A 14,605-nucleotide genomic window follows, 5' to 3' on the forward strand; every position below is an offset into this window, starting at 1 on the left:
AAACTTCCTCCTGTTAATCGTGCAATTTTTCATTTTCTAATATATTAGCACCGTCTTCGAGACCGAATGCAACGTGGGATTCGATCCACTTTCTGCGAGGAGCCACTTTGTCCCCCATAAGTGTTGTAACCCGCTTCTCCGCCATGGCCACATCATCAATCGTGACACGGATAAGTGTCCGGGATTCAGGATCCATCGTCGTTTCCCAGAGCTGTTCAGCGTTCATCTCACCCAGACCTTTATACCTCTGGATATTATATCCGTTCTTGAACGTACTCAACACTTCTTCGAGTCCCTCTTCATCCCAGACATACTCCTCCTGGGCTTTCTTTCCTTTGCCTTTGGAAATCTTGTAAAGCGGCGGAAGAGCGATGAATACTTTTCCTTCCTCGATCAGCGGTTTCATGTAACGATAGAAGAAAGTGAGCAAAAGAACCTGGATATGAGCACCGTCGGTATCAGCATCCGTCATTATGATGACTTTATCGTAGTTGCATTCATCGATCGAGAAATCATTGCCTACGCCGGCTCCTATGGTATGAACAATCGTTGAGATTTCTTCGTTTTTGAAGATATCATCGATTTTCGCTTTTTCTGTGTTGATCACTTTTCCGCGTAACGGCAATACAGCCTGGAACCGCCGATCTCGCCCCTGTTTCGCGGAACCTCCGGCAGAATCCCCCTCTACGAGATACAATTCATTCTTGTTAGGATTGCGGGACTGGGCTGGTGTCAATTTTCCGCTTAAGAGGGCGTCTTTTTTCTTCCGTTTTTTCCCGCTTCTTGCATCTTCTCTTGCTTTTCGTGCCGCTTCTCTGGCAGCTTTCGCTTTGATCGCTTTTTTAATCAGCATGGTGCCTGTTTCCGGGTTCTCCTCGAGGAAATATGCAAGACGTTCCGCCACTACGTTATCGATAGCAGAGCGGGCTTCCGGTGTGCCTAATTTACTCTTGGTCTGACCCTCGAACTGAAGCAGCTCTTCAGGGATACGTACAGAAATAATAGAAGTGAACCCTTCACGTATGTCGTTCCCCTCAAGGTTTTTGTCTTTTTCTTTAAGGAGTTGTGTTCTGCGAGCATATTCATTAAACACACGGGTAATCGCTGTCTTAGCTCCTGACTCGTGAGTACCTCCATCCTTCGTACGCACATTGTTGACGAAAGAGAGAATATTCTCCGTATACCCGTCGTTGAATTGGAAGGCCGTGTCGACTTCGATTCCGGAATGTTTCCCCTCAAATGAAACAACCGGGTGCAGTGTCTCCTTCTCTTCATTCAAATAGGCGACGAATGATTCGATACCATCTTCATAATGGAAGACTTCTTCAACATGAGGGGTTTCCCTTTCGTCGATCAGTTTGATCTCGAGACCTTTCAGAAGAAAAGCGGCTTCTCTAAGCCTTTCCATCAGCGTCTCTGTGTGGAAGTTGACCGTTGAGAAAATGGAAGTATCCGGTTTGAAAGTGATCGTTGTACCTGATTTTTTCGTATTCCCTATTTTGTCCAGGGAAGTGACCGGAAGTCCGCCATTTTCAAAACGTTGCCTGTAATGGGTCCCTTCCCGGTAAATATCAACGACAAGCCATTCCGCCAGAGCATTGACCACACTTGCGCCTACGCCGTGCAGACCACCACTGGATTGGTAACCTCCCTGACCGAATTTACCTCCGGCATGGAGAACCGTCAAGATGACTTCAGGAGTCGGTTTTCCAGTCTGATGCATCCCTGTAGGCATTCCTCTACCATTGTCACTTACAGAAACACTTCCATCGTTTTTGAGCGTCACTGTGATAGTTTCCCCATGTCCTGCAAGAGCCTCATCCACGGAGTTATCTACAATTTCGAAAACGAGGTGATGAAGACCACGATGATCGGTCGATCCGATATACATCCCGGGTCTTTTCCTCACAGCCTCCAAGCCTTCTAATACCTGAATCGAACTATCGTTATAATCCTGCTTTGTCGCCATACGTAAGTTCTCCTTCCTACCGTTCCTTCTTTATACTTCTATATTAGAACAAACGTTCGTAAATGTAAACGTAAACCTTATCGCTCGTTATATTGTAGCTTTTTTTGGATGATAAAAAAAGTTATTTATTGCTAAATAAGAAAAACCCCCTAGGAGAAAGGGGGTTATACCATCATAGCATGGGCTACTTTAATGCACGTATCCATGATAACAGTCTGATTACTGTTTTTAAGGATTTTGTCGGCTTCGGGATGAAAAACTCCCTGCTGTGCCCAAAATGCTTTAGCATTCTTCTCTTTTGCTTCTTCAGCGACCTCAGGCAAAAACTCAGAACGTCTGAATACATTGATGATATCAATATCTTCCTCCACTTCCTTGAGCGAGGAGACTGCTTTTTCACCTAAAGACTCGCTGATGTTGGGATTCACGGGAATGATTTTATATCCCGCTTTCTGCATTGCTTCACTGACTTGATAAGACGTCCTGTGCGGCTGATCGGATAACCCGACAACCGCTATGGTCGAGGACGACTTCAACACTTCAGCAATCACTTCCTGATCGGGGTTGGTAAAACTCATGACATAACCTCCTATTCATTCAATAATCCTTCTTCGATAAGGAATTCTCTGGCAACCTCCGCTGGATCTCTATCTTCATAGTCCACCTGATAGTTCATTTCCCTCATCTGATCTCCTGTAATCTTACCACCGAGCTGATTTAAAACTTCTTCGATTTCAGGGTACTGATCAAGAGTTTCCTGTCTCATAAGCGGAGCTCCCTGGTACGGAGGGAACAGATTCTCAGGGTCTTCAAGAACCTTCAAATTCAATTCAACCATGTAACTATCCGTCGCATACGCATCGATGATATCCACTTCTCCGTTCTCGATAGCTCCTTGACGCAATCCGGGATCCATCGTTTTCACTTCTCCGAATTCAAGATTGTACAGTTCCTTCATTCCTTGGTAACCATCCTGTCTATCGTTGAACTCGAGCGTGAACCCGGCGGTTACCTGGTCGTCGATCGGAGCCAAGTCGCCGATCGTCTCGAGGTCATGCTGCTCTGCAAATTCCTGAGTCGTAGCAACGGCATACGTATTGTTATATTGCATAGGCTCGAGGTAAGCCATATCATATTCTTCAGCCATACCTTCTTTCGCCTGCTGATATACCTGCTCTGCTTCGTAACTTTCCGGTTGTCGATCAAGCAGGGATACAAGGGCGGTCCCTGTGAATTCAGGATAGATATCGATACTACCCTCCTGAAGCGCACTGAAGACGAGATCCGTTTTTCCTAAATTAGGCTCGAGTCCTACTTCAATATCCGTCTCTTCCTCGATTAATTGTTCGTACATGTTAATCAGAATCGTCGGTTCTGCGTTCAGCTTGGCACCGATGACAAGATCATTTTCTGTTTCTCCGTTAAATACGAGTGGTGTGGTTGCTATCAATACAGCTACCGCTAACAATATACCCATCGTACGAATTCCATTTTTTGCTGATGATTTCTCCAGCACACGCAAAATGACATCCAGGAAAATCGCCAGCAATGCCGCCGGAATAGCTCCGAGCAGAATAAGGTTCGGATCTCCTCCACGGTCCAGACCTAAAAGGATAAGATCTCCGAGTCCTCCTGCTCCAATCAGGGCGGCAATCGTAGTTGTACCGACAATGAGTACCATCGACGTTCGAATACCAGCCATGATGACCGGCATAGCCAATGGCAATTCCACTTTCGATAGACGCTTGAAGGAGTTCATCCCCATCCCTGTAGCAGCTTCTAGCAGGGAATTATCGACTTCCTTGATTCCCGTGTATGTATTTCTGAGAATAGGTAATAGTCCATATGCGGTCAGCGCGATGATGGCCGGGGTCTGGCCGATGCCGAAAAACGGAATGAGAAATGCCAGCACTGCAAGACTTGGAATCGTCTGCAGAATGGCAGCAACCTGTATGATCGGTTCCGCAGTACGTTCACTTCTTGTCAATAAAAGTCCCAGAGGAACAGCAATCAGCGTAGCGATCACGAGAGAGATGATCGAAATCTGAAGGTGCTCCCATATCTTGATCCAAAATTCATCCTGCCTCTGTTCGAACACTTGTATGAATTCATTCATCCTTCTGTGACACCACCATTTCTTTCTGACGTATCTTTGAGGTAACGCACGATATTCTCATACGTAACGTAACCGAGGTATTCTCCATCCTTCACGACAGGAAGTGAAGGATGCTTGCTGTATTCGAGACGATCCGCCGCTTCCTTCAGCGTGTTGCTATTAGCAAGGATAGGCATGTCCACTTCTTGTCCGTCTTTTTTTCCATTTTGCCACCGTCCCTGTTCATCTACGATGAATTCCGTCCCTTCGGGTGAGGTATGACCTTTGGACATGACAACATCTACAGCCGTCTGCCAGGGACTTTTGCGTTCTCCGATGAAATCTTTCACAAAATCATTGGCAGGATTCAAAATCAGTTCCTGTGGGGTATCCACCTGGACTATTTCGCCTTCTTTCATCAGACAAACGCGGTCCCCGAGTGCCAATGCCTCATCCATATCGTGGGTTACGAAGACGATTGTTTTTTGAATTTCCTGCTTGAGAGCCTGTATATCTTTCTGCAATTGTTCCCTGCTTATCGGATCGAGAGCACTGAACGGTTCATCCATCAAAATGATATCAGGATCTGCGGCGAGTGCTCGGACGACTCCGACCCTTTGTTGCTGGCCTCCGGATAATTCTGAAGGTTTTCTTTTCCGGTACGTGGCTGCATCCAACCCGACCATATTCATCAATTCATCGATTCGGGAGGAGATATTCTGTTTCTTCCATTTCTTCATTTCTGGTACAATCGCTATGTTTTCCTCGACAGTCATGTGAGGAAATAGAGCAATCTGCTGCAGAACATATCCGATATTCCACCTTAATTCATGGACGGGGTGATCTTTCACTTTTTTACCGTTTATGTATATGTAGCCTTCGGTCGGTTCAATAAGACGATTGATCATTTTCATCGTCGTCGTTTTCCCGCAACCACTGGGTCCGATAAGAGTAATGAACTCCCCTTCTTTTACTTGTAAATCGAAATGGCTGACTGCTTTTGTTCCGTCAGGGAATTCCTTACCTACGTTTTCGAATGTGATCATCCAATACCTTCTTTCTTCATTGTAAATATAATGATTATAAAGTACCCTTTATAATCATTATGAAACGTGTTTTAAATCTTATTCGGAGTTGCTACTAAGTAATTAACTATCTTAATTTCGCGTTCTTTTTTATTTTTAGGCATGATAAACTAGAGATATCTTTCTTGATTGGAGGAACAAAGAAATGGAGTTCGTTTTATTCGCAATCATCGCATATTTGCTCGGTTCTATTCCTTCCGGCCTCCTCGTCGGTAAAATCGGATTCAATATAGATATCAGGGAACACGGCAGCGGGAACCTTGGAGGGACCAATGCTTTCCGTGTCCTCGGCATCAAAGCCGGTTTGCTCGTTACAGTCGCCGATATTTTGAAGGGGAGTCTCGCCGCAGCTCTGCCTTTATGGATGGGTACAGAGTTGAACGGGGTGATCATCGGGATCGTTGCCGTCATCGGTCATATGTATCCGATTTTCGCAAGATTCAAAGGCGGAAAAGCCGTAGCGACATCAGGAGGGATCATTCTCGGTGTTAACCCGCTTCTGTTCGGTATTATGTTGCTTACTTTTTTCATAGTTCTTTACCTCAGTAAATATGTCTCTCTGTCTTCCATGGTCACCGGTATCGTTACGCTCGGCGTTACGATTATCCAACAGGAATATTTACTCACGGTAGTAATCGGAGTCCTCACTGCTTTTGTGATATATCGTCATCGTTCGAATATTAAAAGAATCAAGAATAAAGAAGAACCGAAAATCACATGGATGTAAAATCAGGCAACGTTCACTTCTTCGAACGTTGCCTTGAAGCATTTATATTGTAAATGAAAATTACGATAAGGTATACTTCTTTGTAGAAATGTCCGGAAAGGAGTCTCAGTTATGCACAATACCTATAAACAACAATCAACTTCTCTGCCAACGAAAGAAGAACGTCATAAACTATTCGGATCTGTAGACCCTGGTCCGAAATATAAACCTACCGATAAATCTGAAATGCCTGACCTGCAGAATTCGAAACAGGATTTCCTCTTTTCTATAGACGTCGTGGGCATCAACAATGTCAAACATCCGATCAAGGTAAATAGTTCGCTTACACCACATGAGCAGACGACTATCGGCACATTCACCTTTTCCTCTTCCGTTGCCAGAGGAAGCAAAGGAACGAATATGAGCCGCTTCACCGAACAATTGACGAAATACAGCGAGAACGGTTTCACCGTAGATATGGAGACATTGAAAGAATTCACTCAGGAGCTGGCCGGACGCCTGAAACAGAATGATGCGTTCGTGCAGGTGGAGTTCCCCTGGTTCTTCGAGCGTAAAGGACCATCTTCAGAACTCGCAGGAATGAACCATGCCGATGCTTATATCACCGTTTCATACTCAGCAGATACCGGATTCGACATCGAAGCAGGGTTGACGGGTAAAATTACGACCCTATGCCCATGTTCCAAGGAAATAAGTGAATACAGCGCCCATAACCAGCGCGGAAATGTATCTATGTCTGTTGAACTCTCCGACGACTTCGATGAGACGACGATGGACTGGAAAGAAGCACTCTTAGAAGCTGCCGAATCGAATGCCAGTGCCAGAATCCACCCGGTACTCAAACGTCCGGATGAAAAAATGGTGACAGAACAGGCTTACGAAAACCCACGCTTCGTCGAGGACATGGTCCGCCTTGTAGCCGCAGACCTTTATGAATACACATTCGTCGAAGCTTTCGAAGTGTCCTGTCAAAACGAAGAATCCATTCACTTGCACGATGCGATTGCAACGATTTCGTTCGACAAACGGATAGATGAACTGGGATGATGAGCAGAATGATGATCGGACTGATCACCTTCTACCGGAAAGGGATCAGTCCCTTTACCCCTCCGACGTGCAGATTCTACCCGACGTGCTCGGAGTATGGACTCGTCGCCTTCAGGCGGCACGGTTTCCTGAAAGGTTTCTACCTTACAGGGAAACGCATTCTGAAATGTCATCCGTTCCATCCGGGTGGTGTCGATCTGGTACCGGAGAAAAAACAGAAGGAGTGATGACATGGATATTACAGTGACAAACGACGCAGCAAAGTGGTACAAAGAAGAGCTCGACCTAAGTGAAACAGATGCTATGCAATTTTATGTAAGATACGGAGGCGTCGGTGGCCTGCAGCCAGGATTTTCGCTCGGCATCAAAGTCGACACGCCCTACGAAGCTGTCGCAGAAACGAATGTCGAAGGCATCACTTTTTATGTGGAGAAATCCGATGAATGGTATTTCGACACCTATTCCCTGCACGTCTCGTACGATGAGAAATGGGAAGAACCGAATATCTCTTATGAATAATGAATAAATAGAAGAGAGCCCTATTCAAAAATAGCGGCTCTCTTTTTCATGCAGACGGAAACGACGTATATGGCTGTCTTTCCCTTCAGCTTTCAAGATCTCGTATTGATATTTTCCGAACAGATCAAAGTGTGGGAAGTTTTCATTGTAATCGATCCACTCCGGCTTCAATCCATAATTTCTTCCCCATGCCTTCAATTTGTCTACATCCGCACATCCTACCTTCGTCACGGTATCACAGCCAGGGAACCGCTCATCTACCCAGAAATGGGTAAGAAAAGCGATCCTTCCTGCACGTACTTCCGCTTTCCAACGTGTCAGCTCTTCTTTTCCTACACCAAACGCCATCAGGAATGCTCCACCGCTTCTTTATAAGCTTCATGCCAAGCAGGAAACGCTTTTCTAAGGGATGTAGGACGGAACGTGTCCCGCTTCACCAGTACATGGTCGGATGCTCCTGTGACGGCGACGGATCCATCCTCATGAACTATCTCATAGCCATATGTCGTTTTCACGCCGTTGTATTCCTCAATCCAAGTTTTGATGTGTACGTCATCTCCGTATCGGACCGGCTTCTGGAAAGATACCTGTACATCGGTCACAGGAGAGACGATCCCCGCCTCCTCCATCTCTTTATAACTGAAGCCGAACTCTTCGATAAGGGAAGTCCTCCCTATTTCAAACCAGACGAGATAGTTCGCGTGATAGACGACCCCCATCATATCCGTTTCCTGATACCTTACCTGAATGTCTGTCGTATTTACCTTCATGCTTTTGACTCCCTTCTGACGGCTTTCCAAGCTTCTTCTATATCTTCTTTCGAGAAAACATGCTCCGGTTTCTCTTCCATCTGAAGCCAGGCATGGTATTGAACCGCTTCATCCATCAGATTTCCGATGAACCGTCCATTTCCTTCCACTTCATTAGCTTCGAGCTGTCGTTCCAAATAGTTCCTGGCCTCTCCTGATAGTTCATACTGGTATGCTCCTGCAAGCTTCTCCATCATTTCAAGCATTTCCTGAGGAGAATAGTCAGGGAAATGGAAGAACTTTTTGAATCTCGAAGACAAACCCGGATTACTCTCGATCAGCCGCTTCATTTCTTTTTCGTATCCGGCAAGGATGACCACAAGATTTTCATTGTGCTTCGTCATTTCATCGACGAGTGTTTCTATCGCTTCTCTACCGAAGTCATCCCTGTTCCCGCTATGGAGCGAATAAGCTTCATCGATGAACAGTACCCCTCCGAGTGCTTCTCTGATCTTTTTCTTCGTCTTCATGGCAGTCTGACCGACAAACCCTGCAACAAGATCGCTTCTGGACGCTACTACGACGTGCCCCCTCTTCAAAAGGCCGCATTCTTTCAGCACCGAAGCATAAATTTCCGCCACTGTCGTTTTCCCCGTTCCCGGGTTTCCGCTGAACACCGAATGGAGCTGGATCGGCACCGTCGGGTAACCTTCCTGCTTACGTTTTTGCTGCATTTGTACGAAAGAGGATAGTTTCTCCACTTCTTCTTTAACAGCATAAAGTCCTATCAGATTCTGGAGACGTTCCATGCCGCTCCCTGTATCTTTGCTTTCTTCCTCCTCCCACCGCATATCACTCTCTGTGATACGCATATGGGAAAGCCAGTCGTCAGAAGTACGGATGACTTCCCGTGAGCCTTTGTAGAAGATAGTCTTGGTAACGAGATTCCTCACACTTCTGGCATTTCCGAAGGACTCATCCACCTGTTCTTTTTCGATAAGCGCCTCCAAACGACGAAGTGCCGCTCTTGTAAAGAAAAAGTCGTTCTCGAGAGCCGCTTTTTCCCCAATTTCGAGCAATTCATCCAGAGAATAATCCGGAAGGTCGACCCGGTTCTGGTCCGGAATCCGACTCCGAAGTCCAGGGTTCGCCCATAGAAACTGACGCATTTCCTCCGGATAGCCGGCAAGTATAACCGCGAACGTACCCCCGTACTCTTTGCTTGTCATGGCAGAGACGAGTGTATCGATGACTGCCTGTCCATAATCATTGCCGGATTGCCCTTCCCGCTTCAGGCTGTAGGCTTCGTCGATGAATAGAATGCCTCCTGCCGCTTCTTTTATGTAATTCATGGTATTCTCTTCACTCTGCCCCATATACGATCCGACCAGATGGGAACGGTTCACCTCTACGACTTCTGTCGATTGAAGAAGTCCGAGTTCATAATAGATCTCCGCCAGCAGTCTTGCCAGTGTCGTCTTCCCGGTTCCGGGGTTTCCGGTCATAATCATGTGCAGGGATGGGGCATCTACCATGGAGAATCCATATGTTTTCCGGTCCTGCTGATACTTGAGAAAGTGATAGTACTGATGAATATAGGTCTTCACTTCCTCCAACCCGATCATATCCTCCAGGGCATCAAGAGCAAAACGTTTCTCCTCCTGAAGAAAGGACTGAGGGATATGCAGCTTAAGCTCATTCGTCTTTTCCTTCACTTGTCGGAGAAGAAGGGTCACATCGGTGACGGAGAGTTTCATACGCTTCCCTTCCCGCGTTTCCAGCGCTTCCCGAACAATCGATTCTAATTGACGAATGATTTCATAAAGCTCCTGATACGTTTTCCATTTGGATGCAGCGTCCACCACGGTATGGTTCAAGTACCCTTCATCAAAATACTTCAAAAGAAGATGTAAGGAGTCGTGAAGATCCGCTGTCTTTTTCATTTTTTGAGAAATGTGATCCGTTTCATGAATCATCGGTGCTTCCTGTACGGCGGTTCGTGTATGATGAACGACGGACAGGAGATGTTGCACAACTTCCATATCTCTCGCCAATTTCAGGGTCTGTTTCTTTTCTTTGGCGCGTTTCAATATATATGGCGATAAGGCATCTCCTTCCGGATACCGCTGCAGACGATAATAAGCGTAGGCGACATAAAGGAGTGCCTCTTCTGCGGGTTCCAACGAATGCTCATCAAGCATACGAAGAATCTCCGTTTCGCTCCAGGGAGGGGCCGTTTCTAGAGACGTCCACTGATGATCTAATGCCATAGTTGTTCACTTCCTTCCTTTTCATATTTTATCACAGCTTTCTCCATAAAAGAAAAAGACCACTATCCGATTAGTGGTCTTCTGCTTCATCCTTGATTTCTTCCCTCATTCCCTCAATCGCTGCTTCGCGTTTCTCGTTCTTCTGTCGTAATAGCTCTTTTTCTTTGTCTGTCGAGAATTCATAAGCATCATGCGACTTTTCAATGTTACGAATCGTATTCTGCACGTTTTCCTGCAGCTTCTCTACGTTGTCGGAACGATCGTCAGGGCTCGGTCGTCTGTTTGTCATGGTATCCCTCCTCCATCCTAGAATGGTTCGGTCTCCCATTATTTATGCAGACGTCTCATATGTTTCGTATCAATCCGCTCCTCGATTTTCTTCACGATTGATGCATTCTTCCATATGGCTTCGCGATTCTCTTTCACTAAAGCAGAAAACGACGGTGCTTTTCTACGCATGTTCGCCCTCCTTTTTTTATCAGGATGGGCAAACGTGTGAATAGTTATACTAGTCGAGGTTTTTCATTTTTTCTGTCATATACTCGTATGTCATCGGTCCGAATTTTCGTGACTGGATCGTACCGTCACTATGGATGAAGTAAGTCGTCGGAATTGAGAACGTCTGATAAGCATCAGACAGTTCACTGTTGGTATCGAGCAACGTTTCAAACGTGAACCCTTCTTTGTCAATGTAACGGGCGGCATTTGCCGGGTCATCTTCTGTCTGTGTGGCATTGACTGCCAGGATGGTGACGTCTTCTCCGTGTATTTCATGAAACCGCTGCATCTCAGGCATTTCCTCTTTGCAAGGAGGACACCACGTAGCCCAGATGTTTAAAATGATCGGTTGTCCTTTGTAGGCATTGAGGTCCGTCTCTCTGCCATCAAGGGTTTCTAATGAGATGTTCGGTGCCTGTTCCCCTACTTCCGTCCCTTCACTCGCTTCCGGAGGTATGATAGCTGTCCCCTCCTGCTCAGGATTCCCTGACACATCATATTCACCTCCCGTGTTCCCTTGTTGTTCGGTTTCATCTTCGAACAATTCAAAGACACTATATAGGATAAGAGCGAGAACGATAGAGAAAACAGCAAGTGTCGTTATTTTTTTCATAGCGTGAGTCATTCTCCTTTGCACCTTCTTTAGAAAAGTTTATCACATGAGAAAGAAGAGCTGAACGACAACAACGGATTGTCAAAAGAATGACAAAAAAGAGAGGTGCTATCAAGGCACCTCTCTTTCATATCTATTCCATTATTTTTTCAGTTTGTTTCTCAGCACCATTTGCAGAATACCACCGTGACGGTAGTAATCGATTTCCACGTCACTGTCGAAACGGGCGATTACATCAAATTCTTTCTTGTTGCCGTCCTCGTCCGTCGCCGTCACTTTGACAAGATCGTGAGGCTTCACGTCTTCCCCGATCTCTACATCAATCGTTTCACGACCGGTAAGACCGAGCGATTCGATTGTATCGTCTTTCTGGAACTGCAGAGGAAGCACTCCCATCATGACGAGGTTGGAACGGTGAATCCGCTCGAAGCTCTGAGCAATGACCGTTTCGATTCCGAGAAGATCCGTACCTTTGGCTGCCCAGTCACGGGAACTTCCCATACCGTAATCATCTCCGGCGATTACCGCAAGAGGCGTGTTGTCCTCTTTATATTTCATCGCAGCTGTATAAATCGGCATGACTTCTTCGGTCGGCCAGTACGTCGTATACCCGCCTTCTTTTCCTTGAGCCAGCTGGTTACGAATACGGATGTTCGCAAACGTACCACGCATCATGACTTCGTGGTTACCACGACGGGACCCGTAGGAGTTGAAGTTACGCGGAGAAACTCCTTTTTCCTGCAGATACTCCCCTGCCGGCATATTCCGGGCGATGGCACCAGCTGGTGAAATGTGGTCGGTCGTTACGGAATCTCCGAACTTACCGATAACCCGCATGCCACCCAGTGGTTTTACAGGGTTGGAATCTTTAGAAAGTCCATCGAAGAACGGAGGGTTCTGGATGTAGGTGGACTCATCATCCCAGTCATACAGCGGCTCATCCGTCGTTTCGATTTCGTTCCATTTTTCGTTCGAGTTGAACACGTTCTCATACTCTTTACGGAAGATCTCAGGCGTCACCACTTTAGCGACTTGCTCCTTGATCTCTTCCTGCGTCGGCCAGATATCGTCGAAGAAGACGTCATTTCCGTCTTTATCCTGACCGATCGGTTCGTTCTTCAAGTCGATATCCACAGTACCTGCAAGGGCATAAGCCACAACCAATGGCGGAGATGCCAAGTAGTTCGCTTTCACGAGTGGGTGGATACGTCCTTCGAAGTTACGGTTACCACTTAACACGGAAGACACAGTCAGATCCGTGTCGGCGATCGCCTTCTCGATTTCAGGAAGTAGCGGACCGGAGTTACCGATACACGTGGTACATCCATACCCGACGAGGTTGAACCCTAACTGATTCAGATGATTCATCAGACCCGAGTCTTCGAGGTAGCGAGTAACTACTTTAGAGCCCGGTGCGAGAGATGTTTTCACGTATTCCGGTACCTCAAGGCCTTTGTCTACGGCATTTTTCGCCACCAGACCGGCACCAAGCATTACATGAGGGTTGGACGTGTTCGTGCAGGATGTAATCGCTGCAATCGCAAGAGCCCCTGTACTCATATCAGCTGTATCACCGTTTGCAAATTCGACGGTAGCTTTTTTATTGAATTCAGATTCATCAAGACCGAATCCCTGGTTCCCTTCCGGAGCAGTGATCGCTTCCGTGAACGATTGCTTCATTTCGGAAAGAGGAATCAAATCCTGAGGACGTTTCGGTCCGGATAGGTTCGGTTCAAGTTCTTCAAGATCGATTTCAATCAGTTGGCTGAATTCCGGATCTTCAAGTGAAGGATCGTACCAAAGGTTGTTCTCCTTGCAGTATTTCTCCACAAGATCGATCTGCTCTTCGGAACGGCCGGTAAGGCGCATATAGTCAAGAGCTTCTCCATCTACAGGGAAGAAACCGCAAGTAGCCCCGTATTCAGGAGCCATGTTGGAGATGGTAGCACGGTCCGCAAGCGGCATTTCCTGAAGACCAGGACCGAAGAATTCCACGAACTTTCCAACAACATTCGCCTCACGAAGACGCTGTGTAACTTTAAGAGCAAGGTCTGTAGCTGTTGTTCCCTGAGGGAAGTTTCCGGTAAGCTTGACACCGATAACCTCCGGTGCCGGGAAGTAGGATGGCTGTCCAAGCATTCCTGCTTCCGCTTCAATACCGCCAACACCCCACCCGAGAACACCAAGACCGTTGATCATCGTCGTGTGGGAATCTGTCCCCACAAGTGTGTCAGGATATGTATCGACACTGCCATCTTCGTTTTCTGTCGCATGCACGACATTGGCAATATACTCCAGGTTCACCTGGTGGACGATTCCCGTCGCAGGTGGCACCGCACGATAGTTATCGAAGGCTTTCTGAGCCCAGTGGAGAAATTCATAACGCTCTTTGTTACGCTCAAATTCAAGCTCCATGTTCGCCTGCAGCGCAGTATTGGTTCCATACTGATCAACTTGAACAGAGTGGTCGATGACGAGGTCTACCGGTACTTCCGGATTGATCTCTTCCGGTTTACCACCCATATCCACCATCGCTTTTCTCAGGCTTGCAAGGTCTACGACAGCCGGTACCCCTGTGAAGTCCTGCAAAATAACGCGGGACGGTTTGAAAGGTACGTCTTCCCCTTTGCTGTCACTCTGGCCCCATTTCGCCAGGCTTTCTACATGATCATCACCGATTACGCGTCCATCATGCTGACGCAGGAGTGATTCAAGCAGAATACGGATAGAAAAAGGCAAACGGGATATTTTCCCGATTCCTGCTTCTTCTAAAGATTTCAAGTCATAGTAATTGTACGTTTTTCCGTTCGATTCAAATTGCTTTTTCGCATTAAACGGATGGTTTGCCATATCTGTTATCCCCCTTATCAATCTTTCAAGAAGAGAGGATGATCCTCTTCCTCTACAAGAATACTATAATTCTGCCATTTACATTGTAAATGAAAACGATTTTAAAGTAAAACGAATGAGCCAATTTTTTGAACTCTGAAACGTTGTGTTTCTTCCCTATATTTTTTATAATGAAAGATGACC

At 46.4% G+C, this 14,605-nt stretch carries 15 protein-coding genes; 4 read left to right on the forward strand and 11 right to left on the reverse strand.

All coding sequences use genetic code 11. The features are described 5' to 3' along the window. Nucleotides 1-13: 13 nt before the first annotated feature. The 4 genes from parE to BLQ44_RS01970 form a co-directional block, all read right to left on the reverse strand. Nucleotides 14-1,969 carry a DNA topoisomerase IV subunit B gene (gene parE / locus BLQ44_RS01955; protein ID WP_093191415.1) on the reverse strand — a complete coding sequence of 652 codons (1,956 nt, stop codon included), beginning with the start codon at nucleotides 1,967-1,969 and terminating at the stop codon, nucleotides 14-16. Nucleotides 1,970-2,133: 164 nt separating this feature from the next. Then, nucleotides 2,134-2,547 (reverse strand): CoA-binding protein, encoded by a 414-nt coding sequence (locus BLQ44_RS01960; protein WP_093191418.1) that lies wholly within the window; start codon nucleotides 2,545-2,547, stop codon nucleotides 2,134-2,136. An 11-nt stretch (nucleotides 2,548-2,558) separates the two neighbouring features. Next, nucleotides 2,559-4,085: an ABC transporter permease/substrate-binding protein gene (locus tag BLQ44_RS01965; protein ID WP_093191420.1), complete on the reverse strand. Its 1,527-nt coding sequence runs from the start codon at nucleotides 4,083-4,085 to the stop codon at nucleotides 2,559-2,561. Then, nucleotides 4,082-5,110 (reverse strand): ABC transporter ATP-binding protein, encoded by a 1,029-nt coding sequence (locus tag BLQ44_RS01970; protein ID WP_093191423.1) that lies wholly within the window; start codon nucleotides 5,108-5,110, stop codon nucleotides 4,082-4,084. Before BLQ44_RS01970 ends, BLQ44_RS01965 begins: the two co-directional genes overlap by 4 nt. 184 nt (nucleotides 5,111-5,294) lie before the next feature. On the opposite strand from BLQ44_RS01970, the gene plsY reads away from it, so the two are divergent. The 4 genes from plsY (at nucleotide 5,295) to BLQ44_RS01990 (ending at nucleotide 7,442) form a co-directional block, all read left to right on the forward strand. Beyond that, a complete protein-coding gene (gene plsY / locus BLQ44_RS01975; RefSeq protein ID WP_093191425.1) occupies nucleotides 5,295-5,876 on the forward strand; it encodes a glycerol-3-phosphate 1-O-acyltransferase PlsY in 582 nt (193 codons plus the stop codon). A gap of 111 nt (nucleotides 5,877-5,987) precedes the next feature. Then, a complete protein-coding gene (gene folE2 / locus BLQ44_RS01980) occupies nucleotides 5,988-6,923 on the forward strand; it encodes a GTP cyclohydrolase FolE2 (RefSeq protein WP_093191428.1) in 936 nt (311 codons plus the stop codon). Continuing rightward, a complete protein-coding gene (yidD, locus tag BLQ44_RS01985) occupies nucleotides 6,923-7,150 on the forward strand; it encodes a membrane protein insertion efficiency factor YidD (protein WP_093192012.1) in 228 nt (75 codons plus the stop codon). Before folE2 ends, yidD begins: the two co-directional genes overlap by 1 nt. Before the next feature lie 4 nt (nucleotides 7,151-7,154). Next, nucleotides 7,155-7,442, forward strand: coding sequence for a HesB/YadR/YfhF family protein (locus BLQ44_RS01990; protein ID WP_093191432.1), 288 nt, complete (start codon nucleotides 7,155-7,157; stop codon nucleotides 7,440-7,442). Between the two features lie 24 nt (nucleotides 7,443-7,466). Here the strand turns inward: BLQ44_RS01990 and BLQ44_RS01995 are convergent, their stop codons facing one another. The 7 genes from BLQ44_RS01995 to acnA all read right to left on the reverse strand — a co-directional run bounded on the left by BLQ44_RS01995 (nucleotide 7,467) and on the right by acnA (nucleotide 14,422). Next, the gene (locus BLQ44_RS01995) at nucleotides 7,467-7,790 is read right to left on the reverse strand and encodes a hypothetical protein (protein ID WP_093191435.1); all 324 of its coding nucleotides are present in this window, start codon (nucleotides 7,788-7,790) and stop codon (nucleotides 7,467-7,469) included. Then, nucleotides 7,790-8,212 (reverse strand): acyl-CoA thioesterase, encoded by a 423-nt coding sequence (locus BLQ44_RS02000; protein ID WP_093191437.1) that lies wholly within the window; start codon nucleotides 8,210-8,212, stop codon nucleotides 7,790-7,792. Before BLQ44_RS02000 ends, BLQ44_RS01995 begins: the two co-directional genes overlap by 1 nt. Next, nucleotides 8,209-10,461, reverse strand: a complete 2,253-nt coding sequence (locus BLQ44_RS02005; protein ID WP_093191439.1) for an AAA family ATPase — start codon at nucleotides 10,459-10,461, stop codon at nucleotides 8,209-8,211. Before BLQ44_RS02005 ends, BLQ44_RS02000 begins: the two co-directional genes overlap by 4 nt. Before the next feature lie 70 nt (nucleotides 10,462-10,531). Continuing rightward, entirely contained in the window at nucleotides 10,532-10,750 is a 219-nt protein-coding gene (tlp, locus tag BLQ44_RS02010; RefSeq protein WP_093191442.1) for a small acid-soluble spore protein Tlp, read from the reverse strand. Nucleotides 10,751-10,788: 38 nt separating this feature from the next. After that, nucleotides 10,789-10,920, reverse strand: a complete 132-nt coding sequence (locus BLQ44_RS02015) for an FbpB family small basic protein (RefSeq protein ID WP_093191445.1) — start codon at nucleotides 10,918-10,920, stop codon at nucleotides 10,789-10,791. Nucleotides 10,921-10,969: 49 nt separating this feature from the next. Beyond that, nucleotides 10,970-11,572: a TlpA family protein disulfide reductase gene (locus BLQ44_RS02020; protein ID WP_176757393.1), complete on the reverse strand. Its 603-nt coding sequence runs from the start codon at nucleotides 11,570-11,572 to the stop codon at nucleotides 10,970-10,972. Nucleotides 11,573-11,713: 141 nt separating this feature from the next. Continuing rightward, nucleotides 11,714-14,422 carry an aconitate hydratase AcnA gene (gene acnA, locus BLQ44_RS02025; protein WP_176757394.1) on the reverse strand — a complete coding sequence of 903 codons (2,709 nt, stop codon included), beginning with the start codon at nucleotides 14,420-14,422 and terminating at the stop codon, nucleotides 11,714-11,716. Between the last annotated feature and the right edge of the window lie 183 nt (nucleotides 14,423-14,605).

This window comes from Salimicrobium halophilum, assembly GCF_900100295.1.
Classification (GTDB): domain Bacteria; phylum Bacillota; class Bacilli; order Bacillales; family Halobacillaceae; genus Salimicrobium; species Salimicrobium halophilum.

Excerpts from the sequence above, each read along its gene's own strand:
- parE (WP_093191415.1), bottom strand. The coding sequence starts at position 1,969 with ATGGCGACAAAGCAGGATTATAACGATAGTTCGATTCAGGTATTAGAA.
- BLQ44_RS01960 (WP_093191418.1), bottom strand. The coding sequence starts at position 2,547 with ATGAGTTTTACCAACCCCGATCAGGAAGTGATTGCTGAAGTGTTGAAG.
- BLQ44_RS01965 (WP_093191420.1), bottom strand. The coding sequence starts at position 4,085 with ATGAATGAATTCATACAAGTGTTCGAACAGAGGCAGGATGAATTTTGG.
- BLQ44_RS01970 (WP_093191423.1), bottom strand. The coding sequence starts at position 5,110 with ATGATCACATTCGAAAACGTAGGTAAGGAATTCCCTGACGGAACAAAA.
- plsY (WP_093191425.1), top strand. The coding sequence starts at position 5,295 with ATGGAGTTCGTTTTATTCGCAATCATCGCATATTTGCTCGGTTCTATT.
- folE2 (WP_093191428.1), top strand. The coding sequence starts at position 5,988 with ATGCACAATACCTATAAACAACAATCAACTTCTCTGCCAACGAAAGAA.
- yidD (WP_093192012.1), top strand. The coding sequence starts at position 6,923 with ATGAGCAGAATGATGATCGGACTGATCACCTTCTACCGGAAAGGGATC.
- BLQ44_RS01990 (WP_093191432.1), top strand. The coding sequence starts at position 7,155 with ATGGATATTACAGTGACAAACGACGCAGCAAAGTGGTACAAAGAAGAG.
- BLQ44_RS01995 (WP_093191435.1), bottom strand. The coding sequence starts at position 7,790 with ATGGCGTTTGGTGTAGGAAAAGAAGAGCTGACACGTTGGAAAGCGGAA.
- BLQ44_RS02000 (WP_093191437.1), bottom strand. The coding sequence starts at position 8,212 with ATGAAGGTAAATACGACAGACATTCAGGTAAGGTATCAGGAAACGGAT.
- BLQ44_RS02005 (WP_093191439.1), bottom strand. The coding sequence starts at position 10,461 with ATGGCATTAGATCATCAGTGGACGTCTCTAGAAACGGCCCCTCCCTGG.
- tlp (WP_093191442.1), bottom strand. The coding sequence starts at position 10,750 with ATGACAAACAGACGACCGAGCCCTGACGATCGTTCCGACAACGTAGAG.
- BLQ44_RS02015 (WP_093191445.1), bottom strand. The coding sequence starts at position 10,920 with ATGCGTAGAAAAGCACCGTCGTTTTCTGCTTTAGTGAAAGAGAATCGC.
- BLQ44_RS02020 (WP_176757393.1), bottom strand. The coding sequence starts at position 11,572 with ATGAAAAAAATAACGACACTTGCTGTTTTCTCTATCGTTCTCGCTCTT.
- acnA (WP_176757394.1), bottom strand. The coding sequence starts at position 14,422 with ATGGCAAACCATCCGTTTAATGCGAAAAAGCAATTTGAATCGAACGGA.